The organism is Stappia sp. ES.058, from assembly GCF_900105595.1.
In the GTDB taxonomy this organism is placed as follows: Bacteria; Pseudomonadota; Alphaproteobacteria; order Rhizobiales; family Stappiaceae; genus Stappia.
The window spans coordinates 4458351-4476395 of the sequence record NZ_LT629784.1 but is presented as its reverse complement, the minus strand read 5'-3'; the positions used below and the strand labels follow the sequence as shown (position 1 = coordinate 4476395).

Sequence of the window (18045 nt, the reverse complement as noted above, 5' to 3'; positions counted from 1 at the left end):
GGGCCAGAACACCCCTGCGCCTGCCTTATGCGCGGCCTGCATGGCGATGTAAAACCGTCTTGAGGTTTCGCCGGCACGCAGGCGTTTCTCGCAAGAGCGCGCCGGCCGGCGCCTCACGTGACGTGGCCTCCCGCCGGATCTCCGGAAAGCCGGCAGTGCCGCGCTGCAAAAGATTGCGTGATTCAAAAAAACACCAGGAAATAGATAAATACCCGGATAACATGATTCTCGATTTGCCTCTTTCAATCAGCAGTTTTTCGTGCATGATACCGACAGTTGAAATGATGCCACTTACACTCATGCGCATATTTCGGGGGTCCAATGTCTGAACCATTCCTCGCCGAGATCCGGATGATGGGGTTCAATTTCGCCCCGCGCGGCTGGGCATTCTGCGACGGGCAAATCCTGCCGATCAACCAGAACCAGTCGCTCTATTCGCTGCTCGGCACGACCTATGGGGGCGACGGGCGCACGAGTTTCGCCCTTCCCGACCTGCGCGGCCGCACCCCGATCCATGTCGGGCGCTCGAATGGCGGACAGTTTCATACCGAAGGCCAGAAGAGCGGCGAGGAAACGCACACGCTCGCCGTCAACGAACTGCCGCAGCACGATCACTTCGTGCAGGCCGACTCGGCCTCGGGTATGCAAGCTTCACCGACGGGACATATCTTCGCCGGTTTCCCGGGTGGCTACGCGGATTTCAGCGCGTCGAGCGTGACGCTGCGCGCGGGCACGGTCACCAACGTGGGAGGCAGTCAAGCGCATGAGAACATGCAGCCCTACATCGCGGTAAACTTCTGCATCGCGATCCAGGGCCTGTTCCCCTCGCGCAACTGACGCAACCCGACAAATCCGCACTGACTTTTCGAAAGGCTTGGGAGGGCCACACGCATGTCCGAACCTTTTGTCGGTGAAATCCGGATGTTCGCGGGCAATTTCGCCCCGCGCGGCTGGGCGTTTTGCGACGGGCAATTGCTCGCGGTCAGCCAGAACGACGCGCTGTTTTCCCTGCTCGGCACGATCTATGGCGGCGACGGCCGCACGACCTTCGGCCTGCCGGACATGCGCGGTCGCCTGCCGATCCACGCCGGGCACGGACCCGGCCTGTCGGAACGCCGGCTCGGCGCCAAGGCTGGCTCGGAAAAGGTCACTCTTACCGTCAACCAAATACCGAGTCACGGACATCCCGCTCGCGCAGATACAGCGATCGGAACGGAGAGCAGTCCCGCCGGCAACGTTACGGCAACGTCGACAGCGGTCGATATCTATTTCGACGGGACCGCGAACAGCAACATGAGCTCCAACGCGATCACCCACACCGGCGGCAGCCGGTCGCACACGAACCTGATGCCGTTCCTGTGTGTTCACTTCATCATCGCGCTCTTCGGTATTTATCCGAGCCGGCACTGAAGGAGGCAATCCCATGTCCGAACCGTTCATTGCCGAGGTTCGCATTTTCGCCGGCAATTTCGCGCCCCGCAGCTGGGCCTTCTGCAATGGCCAGTTGCTCCCCGTCTCGCAGAACACGGCGCTGTTTTCCCTGATCGGCACCACCTATGGCGGCGACGGGCGCTCGACCACGGCGCTGCCGAACCTGGAAGGGCGGGCGCCGATGCATCCCGGCCGCGGTCCCGGTCTGACCTCGCGGCGGCTCGGCCAACGTGGTGGCGTCGAGACGGTGACGCTCACCGAGGCGCAGATGCCCAACCACAATCACACGCTTCGCGCCGTGAATACCGACCCCGCTGATATCACCACGCCGACCAGCACCACGTCATATGCGTTTTCCGACAGCGGCAATGCCTATTCCCTGAACCAGCCCAACAGCACAATGGCAGAGCAAATGTTGCCGTCGGCCGGCGGGTCGCAAGCGCACAACAACATGCAGCCCTATCTGACGATGAATTTCATCATCGCCTTGCAGGGGCTTTATCCGTCGCGCAGCTGAGGTTGCGACGTCATTTCAGATGTTTTCTCACAGGAGCGCGGCCATGACCGAAGCACTGAGAACCGAAATCGAACTGGAAGATGGCGCCACCCTGCCCGGCGACGAGCGCAGCGAGACGCCCTTCGCCGAGCTGTCGCGGCTCATGGTGATCGGCATCGATTCCAGCATCGGCAACAAATTGGCGTGGCGCGCACAGGTCTCGCCCAACGGTCCGTGGTCGAACGGATGGACCGCGATCAACGACGATACCTATGCAACGCTGGGCAGCGGCCTCACGGCGGACGGCCGCGTGGCGCTCGCCGCGGAAAAATCCGACCATTCCGGCATCGATTTCATCGACGAGGCCGGCGACGGCGCCGGGCCGGACCAGAGCTGGAATGCGCCGGTCTCGCTCGGCATGCCCACCGGCGTGTCCGAGATCCACGAGATCGCGCTCATCGGAGACGCGAGCGGCCGGATCTCGGTGTTCGCACTGGCAAATACCGGCGAGATCTGGTGGATCCAGCAGAACCCCGACAGGGTCGTCGAGGAAACGATCGAGATCACGCCTCCGGGGGCGAGCGAGCCGATCACCATCACGGTGCCCGTGGCGCAACCGCCCGCCAATGTCTGGGGCGACTGGCAACAGCTCGGGCCAGAGAAAATGGCCTCCATCGGCGCTGCCTCGAATTCCGACGGGCGGATCCTCCTCGTCGGGGTCGAAAGCGATCCGAACAGCCGCAAGGTCTTCGTCAATCAGCAGACCGAGACACTGACCCTCACACCCGAAAAATGGACCGGATGGACGCGGATCGACAATGACGCCAGCGGCGCCGGCTCCGGAACGCCCACCATGGTGCTCGACCGGGAGGGCGCGCTCAACATCTTCATGATCGGCAAGGACGCCGACGTCGTGCAGATCCGCCAGTACCCGCCGGGCGCGATGACCTGGTCGCCCTGGATCCGTCCCGGCATGGTCGGCGAGGCACTGGTCAATCTGACGGCAGCCTTCGATGCGAGCGGGAACGTCGTGCTCGTCGCACAGGACGAGAACAAGGCGATCCATGCCAACCAGCAGATCGACGCCATCTTCCAGCAATGGCGCGGCTGGCAGAAAATCGGCACCTCCCCGGGCTTCGGCGAGGCCGACATGAACTACAGCGCCGACGGTCGCCTGTATTATTTCCAGGGATCCAGCGGAGACGGCACCATCGCCTGTCTTCCCGAGGCAACACTGGAGGCAACCTCCTGGGAAGCGGGATGGACCCAACTTGCGGGAAGCGGTTTCCAGAAGCCCTTCCAGGTGGTGCGCGACCTTACCCCACCGAGCAGTACGGACTGACATGACGGACACGCCGACCGCCACCATCCCGAAGGCGGCGGGCAACGAGCTGCCAAGACTCGCCCGCGCCACCCGGCGCGGGCTTTCCTTTCGCCGCATCGGCGAGAGCGACCTGCCGTTCCTCGCAGCGCTCTATGCCTCGACCCGGCGCGAGGAAGTCGCGCCACTGCCGTGGAGCGAAGCCGAAAAGGCCGCATTTCTCGAAATGCAGTTCCAAGCGCAGCATACACACTACATGCAGCATTACCCGGATGCCGACTGGCTGGTCGTGGAACGCGACGGCATCGCCATCGGCCGGCTGTATCTGGAACGATGGCCGTCGGAGATCCGCATCATCGACATCGCCCTGATGCCGGAATCCCGTGGAGAGGGATATGGCACGGCGATGCTGCGCGACGTGATGGCGCTGGCCAAGCACGCCAATCTCGGCGTCGGCATCCACGTGGAGCACAACAATCCAGCGATGCGCCTCTACACGCGTCTCGGCTTCACCAAGCGCGAGGACAAAGGCGTCTACCACCTCATGCGATGGAACGCCCGCGCTTCTGCATGACCGCCATCGCGGCAATGGCATCGCGCCGGCGCTCAAGGCCGCCACTGTGCACTGCATCAGGGAAGTCAGGTCACCTGACTTTTCGTCTCAGTTGAACACGGCTTCATAAAGCATGCCCTCGCCGTCGGGCCCGAGCGGCACAATGAAAAGCGCCGTCTCGCCGGCGCCCTCGATTTCGATCTGGTGGATCGCCTGTTCGACAACCGGCTCCGCCGGCCCCTTGAACACGACGGAAAACGCCCCGCCTTCCCGCTCCGGTCCGCTGACCGGCGCGATTTCGGCGATCGTAAGCGACATGCTTTCACCGTCGCAGGTAAGCCGGATCGGCTTGTCCCTGCAAGCCTCGAAATCCGCCATGGTCGCTGTCGAGAGATCGATTGGTCCTGTCATTCTTCCCGTCCTTCAGTGTCCTGACCGCCGCTGTCCGGGCCGTCGATGGGGCGAGGCCTTGAGCGACGCAGCACCCTTGGCACCGGAAACTGGCCGAACCCGAGATCGATCACCCTGCGGCGGCCCCGCTCGGCCGGCTGTTCCGCCGGCGCAGGCACGCCGATCGCGCCGCTTCGGATCGCGGCCACCGTGCGCTCGACGACGGCATCAAATCCGCCCTGGTTCAGCGCCGACAGAATGGACAGCGTATTGGCGGCGGGCCCGCCAAACAGCCATGAGCAATCGTCGAAATGACACCCTGTCAGAACAGGCAACATCCCTCCGTCGTAGTGCAGGCGGCACGCATTGAACCGGCAATCTCGAAAGACCCCGCCGTCGAGAACAATGTCCTCGCCGGTCAACGCGACGCCCAGATGCGTGCCCCTGACCCAGCTTTCTCCGGCATCTGATTGTGTCATGGACGGCCCCGGTTTCGCAGCAGGTGCGGATTTCGCGAAGCGAGAGCGCCGACACCGGCATCATCGCAACCGACAGTATGCATATACCCAGCTTCCGACCCTAGGCAACATGGGGCAGGAATTGTACAAAAAGTGCCAGTCGACCGGGTCTGTCCGAGATTCGCCCGGCTCTCCCGCAACGTCCCAACCGGCGAAGGACGACCCAGTATGACAAAGTCAGAGGCCGACGGCACCGCACCGCGCGCGGCGGAGGCAGCCCCCTCGGGCATGCCGCTGTTTTACAGCCGCCCGGAAGCCATTCGGGCCGAACGTCACGCGAACGTTCGCGTGGACCTGACCCCCAACTACACATTTTCCAGGGGCAGCCATGCGGCGCCGTTGAATGCCGTCGAGTTCGCCGCCGCTGCCCGGCACTACCCCATCGTGTTCGCGGCCGGGACCACGCCGCCCGCAGCGGTGGCCGTGCTTGGCCTGCGCACAGGGAAAAACCTGTTTGTAGACGAAGCCGGCAACTGGCAGGCGAACACCTACATTCCCTCCTACGTACGCCGGTATCCATTCGTGCTGGCACGAAGCGAGGACCAGAGCGAATTCGTCCTGTGCATGGATGCAGACAGCGACAAGATCGCAACAGACGAGGGCAGCCTGCTGTTTGAAGACGGCGAGCCGGCTGAGATCACGCGCAAGGCGCTGGAGTTCTGCGGCGCCTTCCAGCGGGAGGCTCTGGCGAGCGAGACGATTCTCGCCAAACTCTCCGAGCATGACCTTCTGGTGCCGAACTCGGGGCGTTTTACCCTGGCATCAGGCGAAGTCCTGACGGTAAATGATTTCCTCGTTGTCGACGAGAAACGCTTGGCGGCACTTTCGGACGAGGCATTCCTCGAACTGCGGCACGCCGACGCGCTGACGGCGATTTATAGCCACATGCTGTCGATGCGAAACTGGGGCGAACTGGTTCGGCTGGAACAGGACGGGTAACGCGCTTTGTATCAAGGGCAAGCGTAAACATGAAAATCGCCGCCTTGCACGAAGGCGGCGATTTGTTTTGCGTGGATCAGCAATGCGGGAAGCGGGTTTAGCCGCCCAACTGGGTATATGCGGCGGTGAACCCGATCAGTGTCACCGGCACTGCGATGTCCTTGCGCTGCGCCGTCTTGAACGCAACCGTCAGCTGGGTGCCTTTCTTGAGCGATGCCAGCAATTCGTCGTTGATCGCCATTCCCGCGTAGGCACCGTTCGCGTCGCTGGTCTGGATCACCATCGGCGACGGCGCGCCGTCGTCGACCTTGACGGTAGCACCGGCTGGCAGAAACACACCGTGCGGCAAGGCCAGAACAAGTGCGTGATTGGGGGCCCCTTCGCGCGGCTCGACCACAACCGTCAAGAGACGCTGGCTGGTTTTCTGCATCACGATGTTCTGGACCGCACGGCAACGCTTGGGCGTTTCCTCACCGCATTGCACGACCCAGTTCTGCGGCGTTTCGCCGGAGGGCGCGCTCTCAGCCGTTTGCGCAAGCGCCGGTCCGGCGGCTCCCAGCAACAACGCGAAGACAAAGGCGGAAACACACGGAGCGACCGTCCCAATACGGCGCGCTGCGCGAAAAACGAATTCAATCATCAGATCATCCATTCCAGCATCAACAACCAGGATTTGTGCGCGATCCTAAGGCCGCGCCGATAACCCGGTCAATGGCGATTGCCTGCGTGCGGCATCGGTTGCGACAAGCTCGCGCAAACTCTCGTCCATCGGTCCCTCAGAACTGCCGCAGAGACCTTGGCTATCAGCGATATCATGGATAGTTTATGCAGAATTGTATGATTATGGCGTCACAATACACCAAGTCAGAAGCAAAACATGATTACCCACCTGAAACACGGACGATCCGACGGCGAACGGTCGCAAGACGACGTGCGGATTCGCGCCGGCGTCGAGGAAATCCTCACGAGGATCGGACAGGAAGGCGACGCAGCAGTGCGCGACCTTTCGGAAAAATTCGATGGCTACTCTCCGACCTCATTTCGACTGAGCGAATCCGAAATCGCGGCCCTGATGAACCAGGTCTCGACCCGGGACATGGAGGACATCCGCTTCGCGCAGGATCAGGTGCGCGGCTTTGCGAAGGCGCAACGCGCCTCCATGCGCGATATCGAGATCGAAACCATGCCGGGCGTCGTGCTCGGCCACAAGACGATCCCGGTGCAATCGGTCGGCTGCTACGTGCCCGGCGGAAAATTTCCCATGGTCGCCTCCGCGCATATGTCGGTTGCCACAGCCTCGGTCGCGGGCGTGCCGCGCATCGCCGCCGCCACACCGCCGTTCAAGGGAACGCCCAATCCCGCAGTCATCGCCGCGATGCACCTCGGCGGAGCCCATGAAATCTACGTGCTCGGCGGCATCCAGGCTGTTGGAGCGCTGGCCCTCGGCACAGAGACGATCGATCCGGTGCACATGCTTGTCGGGCCGGGCAACGCCTATGTGGCTGAAGCCAAACGGCAGTTGTTCGGCCGCGTCGGCATAGATCTTTTCGCCGGTCCGACGGAAACGCTGCTCATCGCCGACGAAACCGTGGATGGCGAGCTTTGCGCCACTGATCTTCTGGGACAGGCCGAACACGGTTACGATTCGCCTGCGGTCCTGATCACCAATTCGCGCCGCCTAGCGGAAGACACGCTTTTGGAAATCGACCGACTGCTTGCGATCTTGCCGACGGCGGAGACCGCGGGGCGGAGCTGGGCCGATTACGGTCAGGTCATCGTCTGCGACACCTATGAGGAAATGCTCGCCGTTGCCGACGATCTCGCCTTCGAGCATGTCCAGGTCATGACCGACCGGGACGACTGGTTCCTCGAAAAGATGACCTGTTACGGCGCCTTGTTCCTCGGCCCGCGCACCAATGTCGCAAACGGCGACAAGGTCATCGGCACGAACCATACGCTGCCCACACGGCAAGCCGGGCGGTACACCGGCGGGTTATGGGTCGGAAAGTTCCTGAAAACGCATAGCTATCAACGCATCACCAGCGACGAGGCTGCGGCCGATATCGCGCGCACCTGTTCGCGCCTGTGTCTGCTCGAGGGGTTTGTCGGTCATGCCGAACAGGCGAACATCCGGGTTCGCCGATACGGTGGGCTACATGTCGGCTATGGAAAGCCGGCCGAATAGATGCCGCGCACCGGCATGTCGCAGACCCCGCCTGCCAAAGGAAGGACGATCCAAGACATGAGCGTTTTTCTGCCAAAGCCGCCTTCGTTCCGTCTGGACGGCAAGCGTGCGCTCGTCACCGGCGCCAGCCGGGGCATCGGCTTGGCATCGGCTGCGGCCCTCGCCGAGGCGGGTGCGCATGTCGTGCTCGCAGCGCGCTCACGCGATGATCTGACCGACGCGGCCGAAGCAATCCGCAAAGCGGGCGGGAAGGCGGAAATCCTGCCGCTGGATGTTGCCGACCTGTCGGCCGCCCTTGCAGCGATCGAACGGGCGGGTGCCTTCGACATCCTGTTCAACAACGCCGGGATCAACCGCCCGGGCCCGTTTCTGGACGCAACGCCCGATGATTTCGACGCGGTGTTCTCGGTGAATGTGCGGGCCGCCTATTTCATCGCGCAATCGGTCGCGCGCGGCATGATCGCAGAAGGACGCGGGGGGTCGATTATCCAGACGTCGAGCCAGATGGGCCACGTCGGCGGTGTCGACCGAACGGTCTACGCCGCATCGAAACATGCGCTGGAAGGTCTGACCAAGGCCATGGCGATCGAGCTCGGCAAGCACGCCATCCGCGTGAACACGATCTGCCCCACATTCGTCGCGACCGCGCTGACGGCGACGACGATGCAGGATCCGGATCGCATGGACTGGATCCGCTCCAAAATCCATCTCGGCCGGGTCGGGGAGGTCACCGACGTCACCGGGGCCGTGGTCTTCCTGGCATCGGATTCCGCCGCGCTCATCACCGGGTCCTCGGTCATGATCGACGGTGGCTGGACGGCCGGATAGAGCGATGGCAAGCGTAACCTCTCTCGACGTCGCCCGCGAGGCCGGAGTCAGCCAATCGGCGGTCAGCCGCACCTTCACGCCCGGTGCCAGTGTCTCGGTGGAAACCCGGGCAAAGGTACTCGAAGCCGCCCGCGCCCTTGGCTACCGGCCGAACAAGATTGCCCGCTCCCTCATTACCCGGCGTTCGGGCATCGTCGGGATCGTGGTCGCCTATCTCGACAACCTCTATTATCCGAACGTCCTGGAAAAGCTCTCGCGCGAGCTGCAGCAAAACGGCTTTCACGCGCTCATGTTCTTCACCCATCAGTCGTCCGACAAGATGGATGCCGTTCTGGGGGAGTTGCTGGAATACCAGGTTGACGGACTGATCATGGTGTCCGCCGGACTGTCTTCGGAGTTCGCGGCGAAATGCGCATCAAGCGGAATTCCCGTCGTCCTGTTCAACCGGACGCTCGACGACAAAACGCTGTCTGCGGTGAGCTCGGACAATGTCGACGGCGGCGAGAAGGTTGCCCGGTTCCTGCTGTGCTGCGGGCATGAGCGCATTGCCTATCTCGCAGGCTGGCCGGGCAGTTCCACCGACCGGGACCGCCGCATGGGCTTCACCCGGATCCTGTCCGACCACGGCCGGACGCTCTACCGCGAGGATGTCGGGCACTATGATCGCGAGGAGGCCTGCGCGGCCACGCGTCGCCTGTTTGCCACCCCGCCTTTTCCCGATGCGCTGTTTTGCGCGAACGACCACATGGCCGTCGCCGCCCTGGACGTCTTGCGTCATGAGCTTGGCCTGGCCGTGCCGCGGGATGTTGCCGTAATCGGCTATGACAACGCCCCCATGGCCGCCTGGCCGTCCTATTCTCTGACGACAGTGACCCAGCCGCCGGAAACAATGGTGCCGGAAGCGGTTCGAATTCTGCTGGAAAACATCGAAGCGAGTGCCCCGCGCCCGGAGCAGGTCAAGTTCACCGGCGAACTCATCCTGCGCGGGACAACGCGCGGTTGCCTTTAGGGTGCGGACCGCATGCCCGCCCTTGCAGGGGACAAGACCCCGATCGTCTCACCAGCAACTGCCGTTTTACGTGCCGCGCTTCAAGAGCTTGAAGACAAGCGGCGCGAAAGCCATCACCACGGAAATCCGAATCACGTGGTGCAGCGCGACGAAAGCTGCATCGGCGTGCAGCGCGATCGCCACGAGGCTCATTTCCGCAACACCACCGGGCGCGAAGGCGAGGACGCCCTGCGCGAGGGGGATGCTCATCACCGCTTGGAGCAGGAAGGCGACGGCGAAGGCGAGGCACAGGAACGCAAGGATCGACCCCGCCGTCAGCGTCACGACGCCGACAACATGTCGCCAGTCCACGCCGATAAACCGGCAACCGATCACCGTCCCGATAACAATCTGCGCGCCCCAGACGAGCAACGTCGGCGGGGCGAGACCGTGCAACACGCCGGACAGATTGAGCACGGCGCAAAGCAGCATCGGACCCATCAGATAACGCGCCGGCAAATGCAGCAAACGCCCGAGTAGCGCCCCACCTGCGGCGAGGACGACCACCAGCAGAACGCTCTCGCCGGTAACGGGCATCATCGGGCGCGCCGACGCAGGTCCGGCGGCACCTTCCATCCAGGTGACCAGCGGCGGAAGCATCATCACGGTGAGAAAAACGCGGGTGGAGTGAACCAGCGCGACCTTGCGGGAATCCGCCCCATTGGCATCGGCGGCCAGGACCATCTCGATCAGCCCGCCGGGCATGCCGGCGAAATAGGACGTCTTCCAGTCCATCCGTCCGACAAAATGAAAGTAGGTCACGCCGATGCCGCCGGCGAGCGCAATGAAGACCAGAAGTGCGGAAATGCTGAATGCCCATTCGCCGACATGTGCGAACAGGTCCGGCTGAAAATAGGTTCCAAGCACCACCCCGATTGTGGCGCTCATCGCCGGCCGCGCCGACTTCGGCGACGCCAGCGGCAAACCGGACACGCTGCAGATCAACGTCAGCAGCATGGCGCCCAGCATCCAGGGCAACGGCAGGCCAAGAAGATAGAAAACGGCGCCCCCCGTCAGGCCGACGGACAGGCTGAGGACATAGCGGAAGACGGCAGCGACACTAGACAAGGCTTGAGGGTCCCCGGGGCCATGGGATGTTCAAAAAACGTCGAAGACGGATGTGCCGGCACGAGCGCCGCGCAGAAAGAGGCACAGGGCCAAGGCCGTAGCTGGAAAGAAACCGGTTGCGTAGACCATGGCAATGTAAAGACCGAATGCGAGGAAGAACAGCGCAGTGCAGGAAAATTCAGCCGGCCGCCTGCGGGCATCGAGCGCCGCAGCACACACGGCCGATCGTTGTCGCGGTGTCGGGAGCCCGGTCGCAGGGGATACCCCCCGCACATCCGTACCGCGGATCAGGCCGTCTCCCCGAGCCGGGCGTCGGTGGCAGCGAGCACCCAGTCAAGCACCTCCCCCGCATCGGGCGGGAGCGACACCGCAGTCCCTGCCGAAAACTCCTGGAACGCCACCTCATTGAGGCCGTTCACCCCGACGATCACCGGAATGTCCAGCGACAGCGCCTCGGCGATCAGGTCGCGAAACCCGCCGCCTTCCGCCTCGCGCTTGCCGAACTTGTTGACGATCAGGACATCCGCTTGCGGATCGAGCCGGCGTTCGCATTCCCCGACTGCCGTCTCCAGGGCCCCGACATCAAGCCGGCAGCCGCGCGCCTCGAGACCGAGCGACTGGGAAATGCGAATGCGCGGGCCATCGGGCAGCACCTGCACATCCATGTCGCACGTTCGGGTGTCGCAATCGGGCGAATTGATCTGAACGACGCCGCAACACCGCACCCCGCGTGCGGCGAGCGCGTCGGCGACCCCAACAAGCAGGCGATCCATGTCACCACGCCTTAGCGACATCGTATAGGCGATTCTCACAATGCGTCTCCGCTTTCCACACGCGGCACGTTCCGGCCACACCAGAGAAAAACCCTATACGACGTCGAAACCGCAACCGCCACCCCGCAGGTCACAGACCTGTTCTCTCCCATTCGCCACGGCCATCGGAGGTGCGAAGCTGCGAAGCGCCGGCAACGCGACCGTTTCGGCGACCAGTCTCGCGCCGGTCACCGCGTCGCTCTGATACATGATCTCGCGTCACCGGCGTTGAAACGACCGGCGCGAGAGGCACACAACACTCAGTCGGATACCCTCTTGCACGGCCCCATGAATGAGGCCACGCCCTAACACCGCCAGCTTTTGCGATGACGTGCCACCCACGTTCGCGGGCCCCGGCCCCGAGTGCAGGCTTTCTTCAGATTGTGCATCCGGGCCATGCTGCGGAAACCGAAGTTGTCAGACTTCAGCAACCGGTGAAGGCCCGGATGGCCAACGACGCGAACGCACGCCGAAGGACCAAAAGTCCGGGCGAGGCGATGCGCCTCGGGCGCGATGGGGATCAGGGCACGGAAGCCTGAAAACGCAACACCATCCGATCGTCACGGCCAGCCCGGGGACAGCCTGTGGATGCCACGCAGCTAGGTTTGGGACCCATAAATGGGATTGCCATGGTTTGAGGCGGATTGTGTTTCCTCAACAAGCGGAAGCGCAGGAAATCCGAGTATTTTCAAGCCCTTCTCGACGAAGCAGAGGCGCAATCCGGTCAAATCCGGAGGACACGGAAATGGCCTCGCACCGCATCGCCAGCGCGCTAGAACGGGCAACCTGCCCGCTCTGCGCGCCCTTCCTCGCGGCGTTTCGCCATTTCCCATGCCAGAGCGGCCTCATTTGTGGGTCCGCGCCCTAGGCCAGTTCTTCACGGATCTTCTGCAGCGTCGCCTTGCGTTCGGCACGGGCGGCCAAGGCTGTTTCCATATCCACCTTGACGAACTTGACCTGCGTGTTGGGCTGCAATTGGCCGATCAGGTCCATGTCCGCCGAGATCACGGCCCCAAGGGTGAAGTAGCCGCCACCCGACACAGCGTCGCGATGCAGGACGATGGGCTCGGTTCCGCCCGGAACCTGGATGGAGCCGTAGGAATAGCAGCCGTCCACGATGTTCGACGGATCCGCCCCCGCACCAAAGGGCTGTTCTCGTTCGACGAATTCCAGAGGCCGTCCACCCTTGAAGCGATACCCCATGCGGTCCGCCTCGGCAGCGACAGTCCAGGTGTCGTCGAAGAACTGCTGTCCGGCGGACTCGGTCAGGCGATACCAGTATAATCCGGTCAACACCCGTATCTCTGCGGGATTTGCAGGCCCGCGACGCAGGGTGCCTGGAACGCTGCGCCCCTCGGGCACGAGCGGGGCATCTCCCACCGGCAGGTCATCACCGGGCTGAACGGCCCTGCCCTCGACCCCGCCCAGCGCACCGATCGGATAGGTGGACCGGCTTCCCAGGTCGGGTTCGGTGGCGATCCCGCCCGAAACAGCGATATAGGCCCGCGCGCCAGCCTGCAGGAAACCGAAACTGAGCACCTGTCCGGCCTTGACGGTAAAGGTGGTCCAGGTCTCGCGCGGCTCGCCATCGACCATTACCGGAATCTCGGCGCCCGTGACAGCAACACTGAGATCGCGGCCGAATGCGATCTCGGGGCCCATGAAAACGGCTTCGAGGCCGGCGGCCTCCTCGGGATTGCCGACCAGCATGTTGGCCGCGCGCATTGCCAGTCGGTCCATTGCGCCGCCTTCGGGAATGCCGAGGTGAAAATAGCCGGGGCGGCCCAGATCCTGAATGGTGGTGGCGAGACCGGATTTGACTATCTTAAGCGTCATCAAGCGCCTCCATCAGCTTGGCGTTGTAGCCGGTCATGTCCTTGTTGAACTCATCGAGGTCGAACTCGACCGTGGCCACGCGCGGGGTCCAGGTGTTGGCCTCGACCTCGGACAGAATGCGGTCGTATTCGGCCCGATCGATGGGTTTCCATTTGACGATGTCGCCGGGTTTGAAGAACACCAGGAAATCGCGCAAATAGGAGACGTGCTGCCGGGGGTCGTAGATGGTCATCGGCGTGATGCCGAACATCTGGTAGCCGCCGGCGCCTCGGACCGAGTAGATGCAGGAAAAGCTGCCGCCATATCCCACGGTCTGCCGGGGGGTGTCGGTGCGCGGGCGCAGATACTTGGGGACCTCGATCTGCTTGTCGCGCTCGACCAGTTGATAAAGGAAGGGCAAACCCGAGACGAAGCCAACCATAGACACGAACCACGGCTGCGAATGATGCGCTTCGATGAACGCCTCGGGACTGTCATACCCGTTGATCCGGGCGGCATAGTCCAGATCGCTGCCGCTGGGGTCCTGGTGCCGCTCGCGAAAGCGCATCAGTGTCTCGTGCGTCCACGGATCCTGGTAGTAGACCGGCACCTCGATGATCCGGGTTGTCAGCCGTTTCTCCGCCTGATCCGCAGTATGTTCAAGCTCCTGGATGCGTTTCAGCATCTCCTCGGGTTTGGTCACATCCGGGTCGTATCGCACCTGAAAGGACGCATTGGCAGGGCAGATTTCGGTGACGCCGGGAATATCAGCATCTCGAACCGCTTTCGACATGGACAGTGACTTGAAGAACGCCGCAAGCGACATCTCCTCGTCCATCTCTACGTAGACATGCTCGTCTCCACCGTATGTGTAACGTGTTTTCACGAAGCACCTCCTGTTGTTGCGGGGATCAGGTTTCCGGCATCCAGCCACGATTCCAGCCATTTGGTATGGAACGCGCCTGCCTGCACCTGCGGGTCGTCGGCCAGCGCCAAATGCAGGGGAATGGTCGTCTTGAGGCCTTCGATCACGAAGCCCTCAAGGGCGCTGCGCAAACGATCGATGGCCTCGGCCCGGTTCGCGCCATGTGCGATCACCTTGCCGACAAGGGAATCGTAAAACGGCGGGATCTGGTAGCCTTCATAGAGAAAGTGATCGACACGAATGCCCGGCCCTTCAGGCAGGGTCAGCGTTCCCACCCTGCCCGGGAAGGGCATGAACTGCATGTACGGGTCTTCGGCGTTGATCCGCACCTCGATCGCATGGCCCCGGGTGCGAATCTGATCCTGTTGCAGGCGCAAAGGCTCGCCGGCGGCGATGCGGATCATTTCCTGCACGAGGTCGACGCCGGTAACCATCTCGGTCACCGGATGTTCGACCTGGATGCGGGTATTCATCTCGATGAAGAAGAACTCGTTGCTGGCTTCCTCATACAGGAATTCCAGCGTGCCCGCGCCACTGTAGTTCACGGCTTCCGCCAGGGCCACGGCCGAGGCGCAGATCGCCTGCCGGGTTTCCTCGTCCAGGCACACGGCGCCAGCCTCCTCCCAGACCTTTTGACGGCGACGCTGCAGCGAGCATTCGCGTTCAAAACAGTGGACGGCACGGGTGCCGTCTCCCAGGATCTGGACCTCGATATGGCGCGGGTTCTTCACCGCGCGTTCGAGGTAGAGCCCGCCATCCCCGAAGGCGGCCTGCGCCTCGGCCTGGGCCTGGGGCGCCAGCTTGCGCAATTCTTCCTCGTTGTCCGCGATGCGGATCCCGCGCCCGCCGCCGCCGGCGGCGGCCTTGATCATCACGGGATAGCCGACCCCGGAAGCGACGGCGGCCGCATCGTCGACACTTTCGATCCGGCCCTTCGAGCCCGGCACCACAGAGGTGCCCGCGGCTTCGGCCGCCTGTCGTGCAGCGACCTTGTCGCCCATCCGTTCGATCGTGTCGGCGGACGGTCCCACATAGACGATCCCGGCCTCTTCCAGGGCGCGGGCAAAGCGCGGACTTTCAGACAGGAAGCCGTATCCCGGGTGGACCGCGTCGGCACGCGTTTCCTTCGCTGCAGCGACCACGCGTGCCACGTCCAGATAGGAATCCCTGGAAGCCGCCGGCCCGATGCAAATCGCTTCATCGGCCAGCTTAACCGCCAGCATGTCGGCGTCGGCCTCGGAATGAGCCTGGATGGTATGCATGCCGAGAGCTTGCGCGGCACGGATGATCCGCACGGCGATTTCGCCGCGATTGGCTATGAACAGTCGCTTGATAGCCATGGGATCACTCGTCCAGCGTCGCCAGGACCTGTCCGGCGGTCACTGCACCCTCGTTGTCCGAAACATAACCGCCGAACGTGCCCTCGATCTCGGCTTTCACCTCAATGAAGGTCTTCATCACCTCGACCAGGCCGATCACGTCTCCCATGGCGACGGCATCGCCCTTGGATTTGTAGGGCGCGTCCTCGGGCGTGGGGCGATGATAGAAGGTTCCGGGAAGGGGGGATTGAATGTCTGCCATGATAGTCCTCCTGGCCGAATGTCGGTTCAGCTTGCGTTTTCCAGTACCGTCGCGGCAGCCGCGATGGTGATGCCCTTTTCAGTCAGCGCGGTGCGGATGGCGTTGCCCATCTCGAGCGCTCCGGGCGTGTCGGAATGGAAACAGATCGATTCGAACTCGATCTCGATGTCGTTGCCGTCCACGGTGCGGACCAGCCCTTCCGTGCAGGCGCGCACGCATTTTTCGGCGATCTGTTCAGGATCGGGGCGGGCCACCTGCCGCTTGAACACGATCGAGCCGCTGTCATCGTAATCGCGGTCCGCATAGAACTCGCGCACCACCGGATGCCCCAGCCTGAGCGCGACTTCATATGTCTTGGACACGCCCATGCAGAAAATGATCGCATCGCTGCCGGTCTTTTGCAGCGTATCGACCAAAAGTTGCGACAGCTCCTCGTTCACGGCCGCCTCCATGAACAGGGCGCCATGCAGTTTGACGTGCTGCAGCGCAATGCCATAGCGGCGGCCGAATTCACGAATCGCGCCCACCTGGTAGACAACGTCGTTGACGAGTTCCTCGGCGCTCGTGCGGATATAGCGGCGCCCAAAGCCCTGCAGGTCGCGATAACCAGGATGCGCACCGAGGCCCACGCCGAATTGCTGGGCCAGCTTGACGACCCGGTCCATCGTGTTGGGGTCGCCCGCGTGGAACCCTGCCGCGACATTGGCGGAACTGATCAGCGCCATAAGCTTCTCGTCCGGGGCTTCGCCCAGCACCCACTGGCCAAACCCTTCCCCCATGTCGCAGTTCAGATCGACCATTGTCTTCATCGTCAGGACCCTCGCGTTTCGGACATGCAGAGGATTGGCGCCAACTCTCATATTGTAAATTTCTAATACTTGTTACATCATTATCAAAAAAACAGAACCTTCAGAGCAGCACCATTCCAATTCAAGTAGCTGATATATTTACATTGTACCCGGCCCCGATGGTCAGACCGCCGTCGCAGCGGGCCGGTCTTGATGGTGGAGGCACCGCTCATCCGCGGTTGAGTGCAGGAGAAATGGGCAGATCATGAACTTCCGTCACCTCAAGTACTTCGTCGCGACTGCGGAATCGGGACAGGTCAGCCGCGCGGCAACGGCGTTGTCGATCTCGCAATCGGCGATCACCACGGCGATACGCGACCTCGAGGCCGAATTGGGTGCCCAACTGTTCCTGCGGTCCGCCCATGGGATGGAAATGACCGATGCCGGGCGGGAATTCCTGTCTTCCGCGCAAGACATCCTGGCAAGGCTTGAAGAGGCCAAGAACCTGACCCTGCGGCGGTCCTCGGCCGAAGGCGTGATCTCGATCGCGGCAACCTACACTGTGATCGGTTACTTCCTGCCCTATCATCTGGACAGGCTCGCGCATCTCTATCCGGGCCTCGACATCCGCCTGAGCGAGCTGAACCGTGAAAGCATCGAGGAGGGACTGTTGTCCAACCGCTTCGACATGGCGGTGGTGCTCACCTCGAACCTGCACAATCCCGAAATAGAAACGGAAACGCTGTTGCGTTCGACCCGGCGCCTGTGGGTGCCGGCGAACCACCCGTTCCACCGCGCCGGCAAGGTCAGTTTCGCGGAGATCGCCGAGCAGGACTACATCATGCTGACCGTGGATGAAGCCGCGCACACCACGATGAAATACTGGTCCGACACCAAGTATCGCCCGAATGTCAAACTGCGTACGGCCTCTGTCGAGGCGGTGCGCTCGATGGTGGCCAACGGCCAGGGCGTCACGATCCTGTCGGACATGGTCTACCGCCCCTGGTCGCTGGAAGGCAAACGCATCGGCACCGCATCCACGACGCAGGAGATCCCGTCCATGGACGTCGGCCTCGCCTATTGTCGCAGCACACCGCTCACCGGGCCGCTGGCCCTTGTGCATGACTATTTCCGCGATGCCTTCGTCGACCCTCAAAGCCCGGTGCAAAGCCCCAGGCGCTGAGCCCAGATCTCATCGGCAAACGGGGGCGACCCCGGATCGTCGAAGCCCGGGCGCCCTTCCCGCGGCCGAACACCGGGCCGTCACCCGGTTTTTGCCTCTCACCGGCGGGAGCACCTAACCGGGTCCCTGGCCGTCATCCAAAGATGACGGCCAGGAAACGCGTC

The 18045-nt window shown here is 62.8% G+C and carries 21 protein-coding genes; 10 read left to right on the top strand and 11 right to left on the bottom strand.

Annotated features, from left to right (window positions below; translation table 11 throughout):
* Nucleotides 1-25: 25 nt before the first annotated feature.
* Nucleotides 26-301, bottom strand: coding sequence for a hypothetical protein (locus BLU32_RS21955; protein ID WP_157727767.1), 276 nt, complete (start codon nucleotides 299-301; stop codon nucleotides 26-28).
* Between the two features lie 20 nt (nucleotides 302-321).
* Between BLU32_RS21955 and BLU32_RS20915 the strand changes: the two genes are divergently transcribed.
* From BLU32_RS20915 to BLU32_RS20895, 5 genes are read left to right on the top strand one after another with little or no spacing between them, the layout of a single operon-like run.
* Entirely contained in the window at nucleotides 322-837 is a 516-nt protein-coding gene (locus BLU32_RS20915) for a phage tail protein (RefSeq protein WP_093810176.1), read from the top strand.
* 54 nt (nucleotides 838-891) lie between these two features.
* The gene (locus BLU32_RS20910) at nucleotides 892-1410 is read left to right on the top strand and encodes a phage tail protein (protein ID WP_093810174.1); all 519 of its coding nucleotides are present in this window, start codon (nucleotides 892-894) and stop codon (nucleotides 1408-1410) included.
* Nucleotides 1411-1423: 13 nt separating this feature from the next.
* Nucleotides 1424-1948 carry a phage tail protein gene (locus tag BLU32_RS20905; RefSeq protein WP_093810172.1) on the top strand — a complete coding sequence of 175 codons (525 nt, stop codon included), beginning with the start codon at nucleotides 1424-1426 and terminating at the stop codon, nucleotides 1946-1948.
* 43 nt (nucleotides 1949-1991) lie between these two features.
* Nucleotides 1992-3269 carry a hypothetical protein gene (locus tag BLU32_RS20900; RefSeq protein WP_093810170.1) on the top strand — a complete coding sequence of 426 codons (1278 nt, stop codon included), beginning with the start codon at nucleotides 1992-1994 and terminating at the stop codon, nucleotides 3267-3269.
* A 1-nt stretch (nucleotide 3270) separates the two neighbouring features.
* Complete coding sequence (locus tag BLU32_RS20895; protein WP_093810168.1) at nucleotides 3271-3822, top strand: GNAT family N-acetyltransferase; 552 nt, start codon at nucleotides 3271-3273, stop codon at nucleotides 3820-3822.
* An 87-nt stretch (nucleotides 3823-3909) separates the two neighbouring features.
* On the opposite strand, the gene BLU32_RS20890 is transcribed toward BLU32_RS20895, so the two are convergent.
* Nucleotides 3910-4212, bottom strand: coding sequence for a hypothetical protein (locus BLU32_RS20890; protein ID WP_093810166.1), 303 nt, complete (start codon nucleotides 4210-4212; stop codon nucleotides 3910-3912).
* Nucleotides 4209-4670 carry a hypothetical protein gene (locus BLU32_RS20885; RefSeq protein ID WP_093810164.1) on the bottom strand — a complete coding sequence of 154 codons (462 nt, stop codon included), beginning with the start codon at nucleotides 4668-4670 and terminating at the stop codon, nucleotides 4209-4211. The genes BLU32_RS20890 and BLU32_RS20885 overlap by 4 nt, the downstream gene beginning before the upstream one ends.
* A gap of 207 nt (nucleotides 4671-4877) precedes the next feature.
* On the opposite strand from BLU32_RS20885, the gene BLU32_RS20880 reads away from it, so the two are divergent.
* A complete protein-coding gene (locus BLU32_RS20880) occupies nucleotides 4878-5648 on the top strand; it encodes a SapC family protein (protein ID WP_093810162.1) in 771 nt (256 codons plus the stop codon).
* Between the two features lie 97 nt (nucleotides 5649-5745).
* On the opposite strand, the gene BLU32_RS20875 is transcribed toward BLU32_RS20880, so the two are convergent.
* Entirely contained in the window at nucleotides 5746-6288 is a 543-nt protein-coding gene (locus BLU32_RS20875; protein ID WP_157727766.1) for an invasion associated locus B family protein, read from the bottom strand.
* Nucleotides 6289-6525: 237 nt separating this feature from the next.
* On the opposite strand from BLU32_RS20875, the gene hisD reads away from it, so the two are divergent.
* Genes hisD through BLU32_RS20860 form a run of 3 tightly spaced genes read left to right on the top strand, consistent with a single transcriptional unit; the run spans nucleotide 6526 to nucleotide 9670 of the window.
* Nucleotides 6526-7833 carry a histidinol dehydrogenase gene (hisD, locus tag BLU32_RS20870; RefSeq protein ID WP_093810158.1) on the top strand — a complete coding sequence of 436 codons (1308 nt, stop codon included), beginning with the start codon at nucleotides 6526-6528 and terminating at the stop codon, nucleotides 7831-7833.
* A gap of 57 nt (nucleotides 7834-7890) precedes the next feature.
* Nucleotides 7891-8661 carry an SDR family NAD(P)-dependent oxidoreductase gene (locus BLU32_RS20865; RefSeq protein ID WP_093811422.1) on the top strand — a complete coding sequence of 257 codons (771 nt, stop codon included), beginning with the start codon at nucleotides 7891-7893 and terminating at the stop codon, nucleotides 8659-8661.
* A 4-nt stretch (nucleotides 8662-8665) separates the two neighbouring features.
* Nucleotides 8666-9670, top strand: a complete 1005-nt coding sequence (locus BLU32_RS20860) for a LacI family DNA-binding transcriptional regulator (RefSeq protein ID WP_093810156.1) — start codon at nucleotides 8666-8668, stop codon at nucleotides 9668-9670.
* A 66-nt stretch (nucleotides 9671-9736) separates the two neighbouring features.
* Here the strand turns inward: BLU32_RS20860 and BLU32_RS20855 are convergent, their stop codons facing one another.
* The 7 genes from BLU32_RS20855 to BLU32_RS20820 all read right to left on the bottom strand — a co-directional run bounded on the left by BLU32_RS20855 (nucleotide 9737) and on the right by BLU32_RS20820 (nucleotide 16719).
* Nucleotides 9737-10777, bottom strand: coding sequence for an AbrB family transcriptional regulator (locus BLU32_RS20855; protein ID WP_093810154.1), 1041 nt, complete (start codon nucleotides 10775-10777; stop codon nucleotides 9737-9739).
* A gap of 287 nt (nucleotides 10778-11064) precedes the next feature.
* Nucleotides 11065-11571 carry a DUF2478 domain-containing protein gene (locus tag BLU32_RS20845; RefSeq protein WP_256371450.1) on the bottom strand — a complete coding sequence of 169 codons (507 nt, stop codon included), beginning with the start codon at nucleotides 11569-11571 and terminating at the stop codon, nucleotides 11065-11067.
* An 882-nt stretch (nucleotides 11572-12453) separates the two neighbouring features.
* Nucleotides 12454-13425: a biotin-dependent carboxyltransferase family protein gene (locus tag BLU32_RS20840; protein WP_093810148.1), complete on the bottom strand. Its 972-nt coding sequence runs from the start codon at nucleotides 13423-13425 to the stop codon at nucleotides 12454-12456.
* On the bottom strand, nucleotides 13415-14290 hold the full coding sequence (locus BLU32_RS20835) for an allophanate hydrolase subunit 1 (protein ID WP_093810146.1): 876 nt from the start codon (nucleotides 14288-14290) through the stop codon (nucleotides 13415-13417). The genes BLU32_RS20840 and BLU32_RS20835 overlap by 11 nt, the downstream gene beginning before the upstream one ends.
* On the bottom strand, nucleotides 14287-15669 hold the full coding sequence (locus tag BLU32_RS20830) for an acetyl-CoA carboxylase biotin carboxylase subunit (protein ID WP_093810144.1): 1383 nt from the start codon (nucleotides 15667-15669) through the stop codon (nucleotides 14287-14289). The genes BLU32_RS20835 and BLU32_RS20830 overlap by 4 nt, the downstream gene beginning before the upstream one ends.
* A gap of 4 nt (nucleotides 15670-15673) precedes the next feature.
* Nucleotides 15674-15910, bottom strand: coding sequence for an acetyl-CoA carboxylase (locus BLU32_RS20825; RefSeq protein ID WP_093810142.1), 237 nt, complete (start codon nucleotides 15908-15910; stop codon nucleotides 15674-15676).
* 26 nt (nucleotides 15911-15936) lie between these two features.
* Nucleotides 15937-16719 (bottom strand): 5-oxoprolinase subunit PxpA, encoded by a 783-nt coding sequence (locus BLU32_RS20820; protein ID WP_093810140.1) that lies wholly within the window; start codon nucleotides 16717-16719, stop codon nucleotides 15937-15939.
* 244 nt (nucleotides 16720-16963) lie between these two features.
* Between BLU32_RS20820 and BLU32_RS20815 the strand changes: the two genes are divergently transcribed.
* Entirely contained in the window at nucleotides 16964-17881 is a 918-nt protein-coding gene (locus BLU32_RS20815; protein WP_093810138.1) for a LysR family transcriptional regulator, read from the top strand.
* Nucleotides 17882-18045 lie beyond the last annotated feature (164 nt).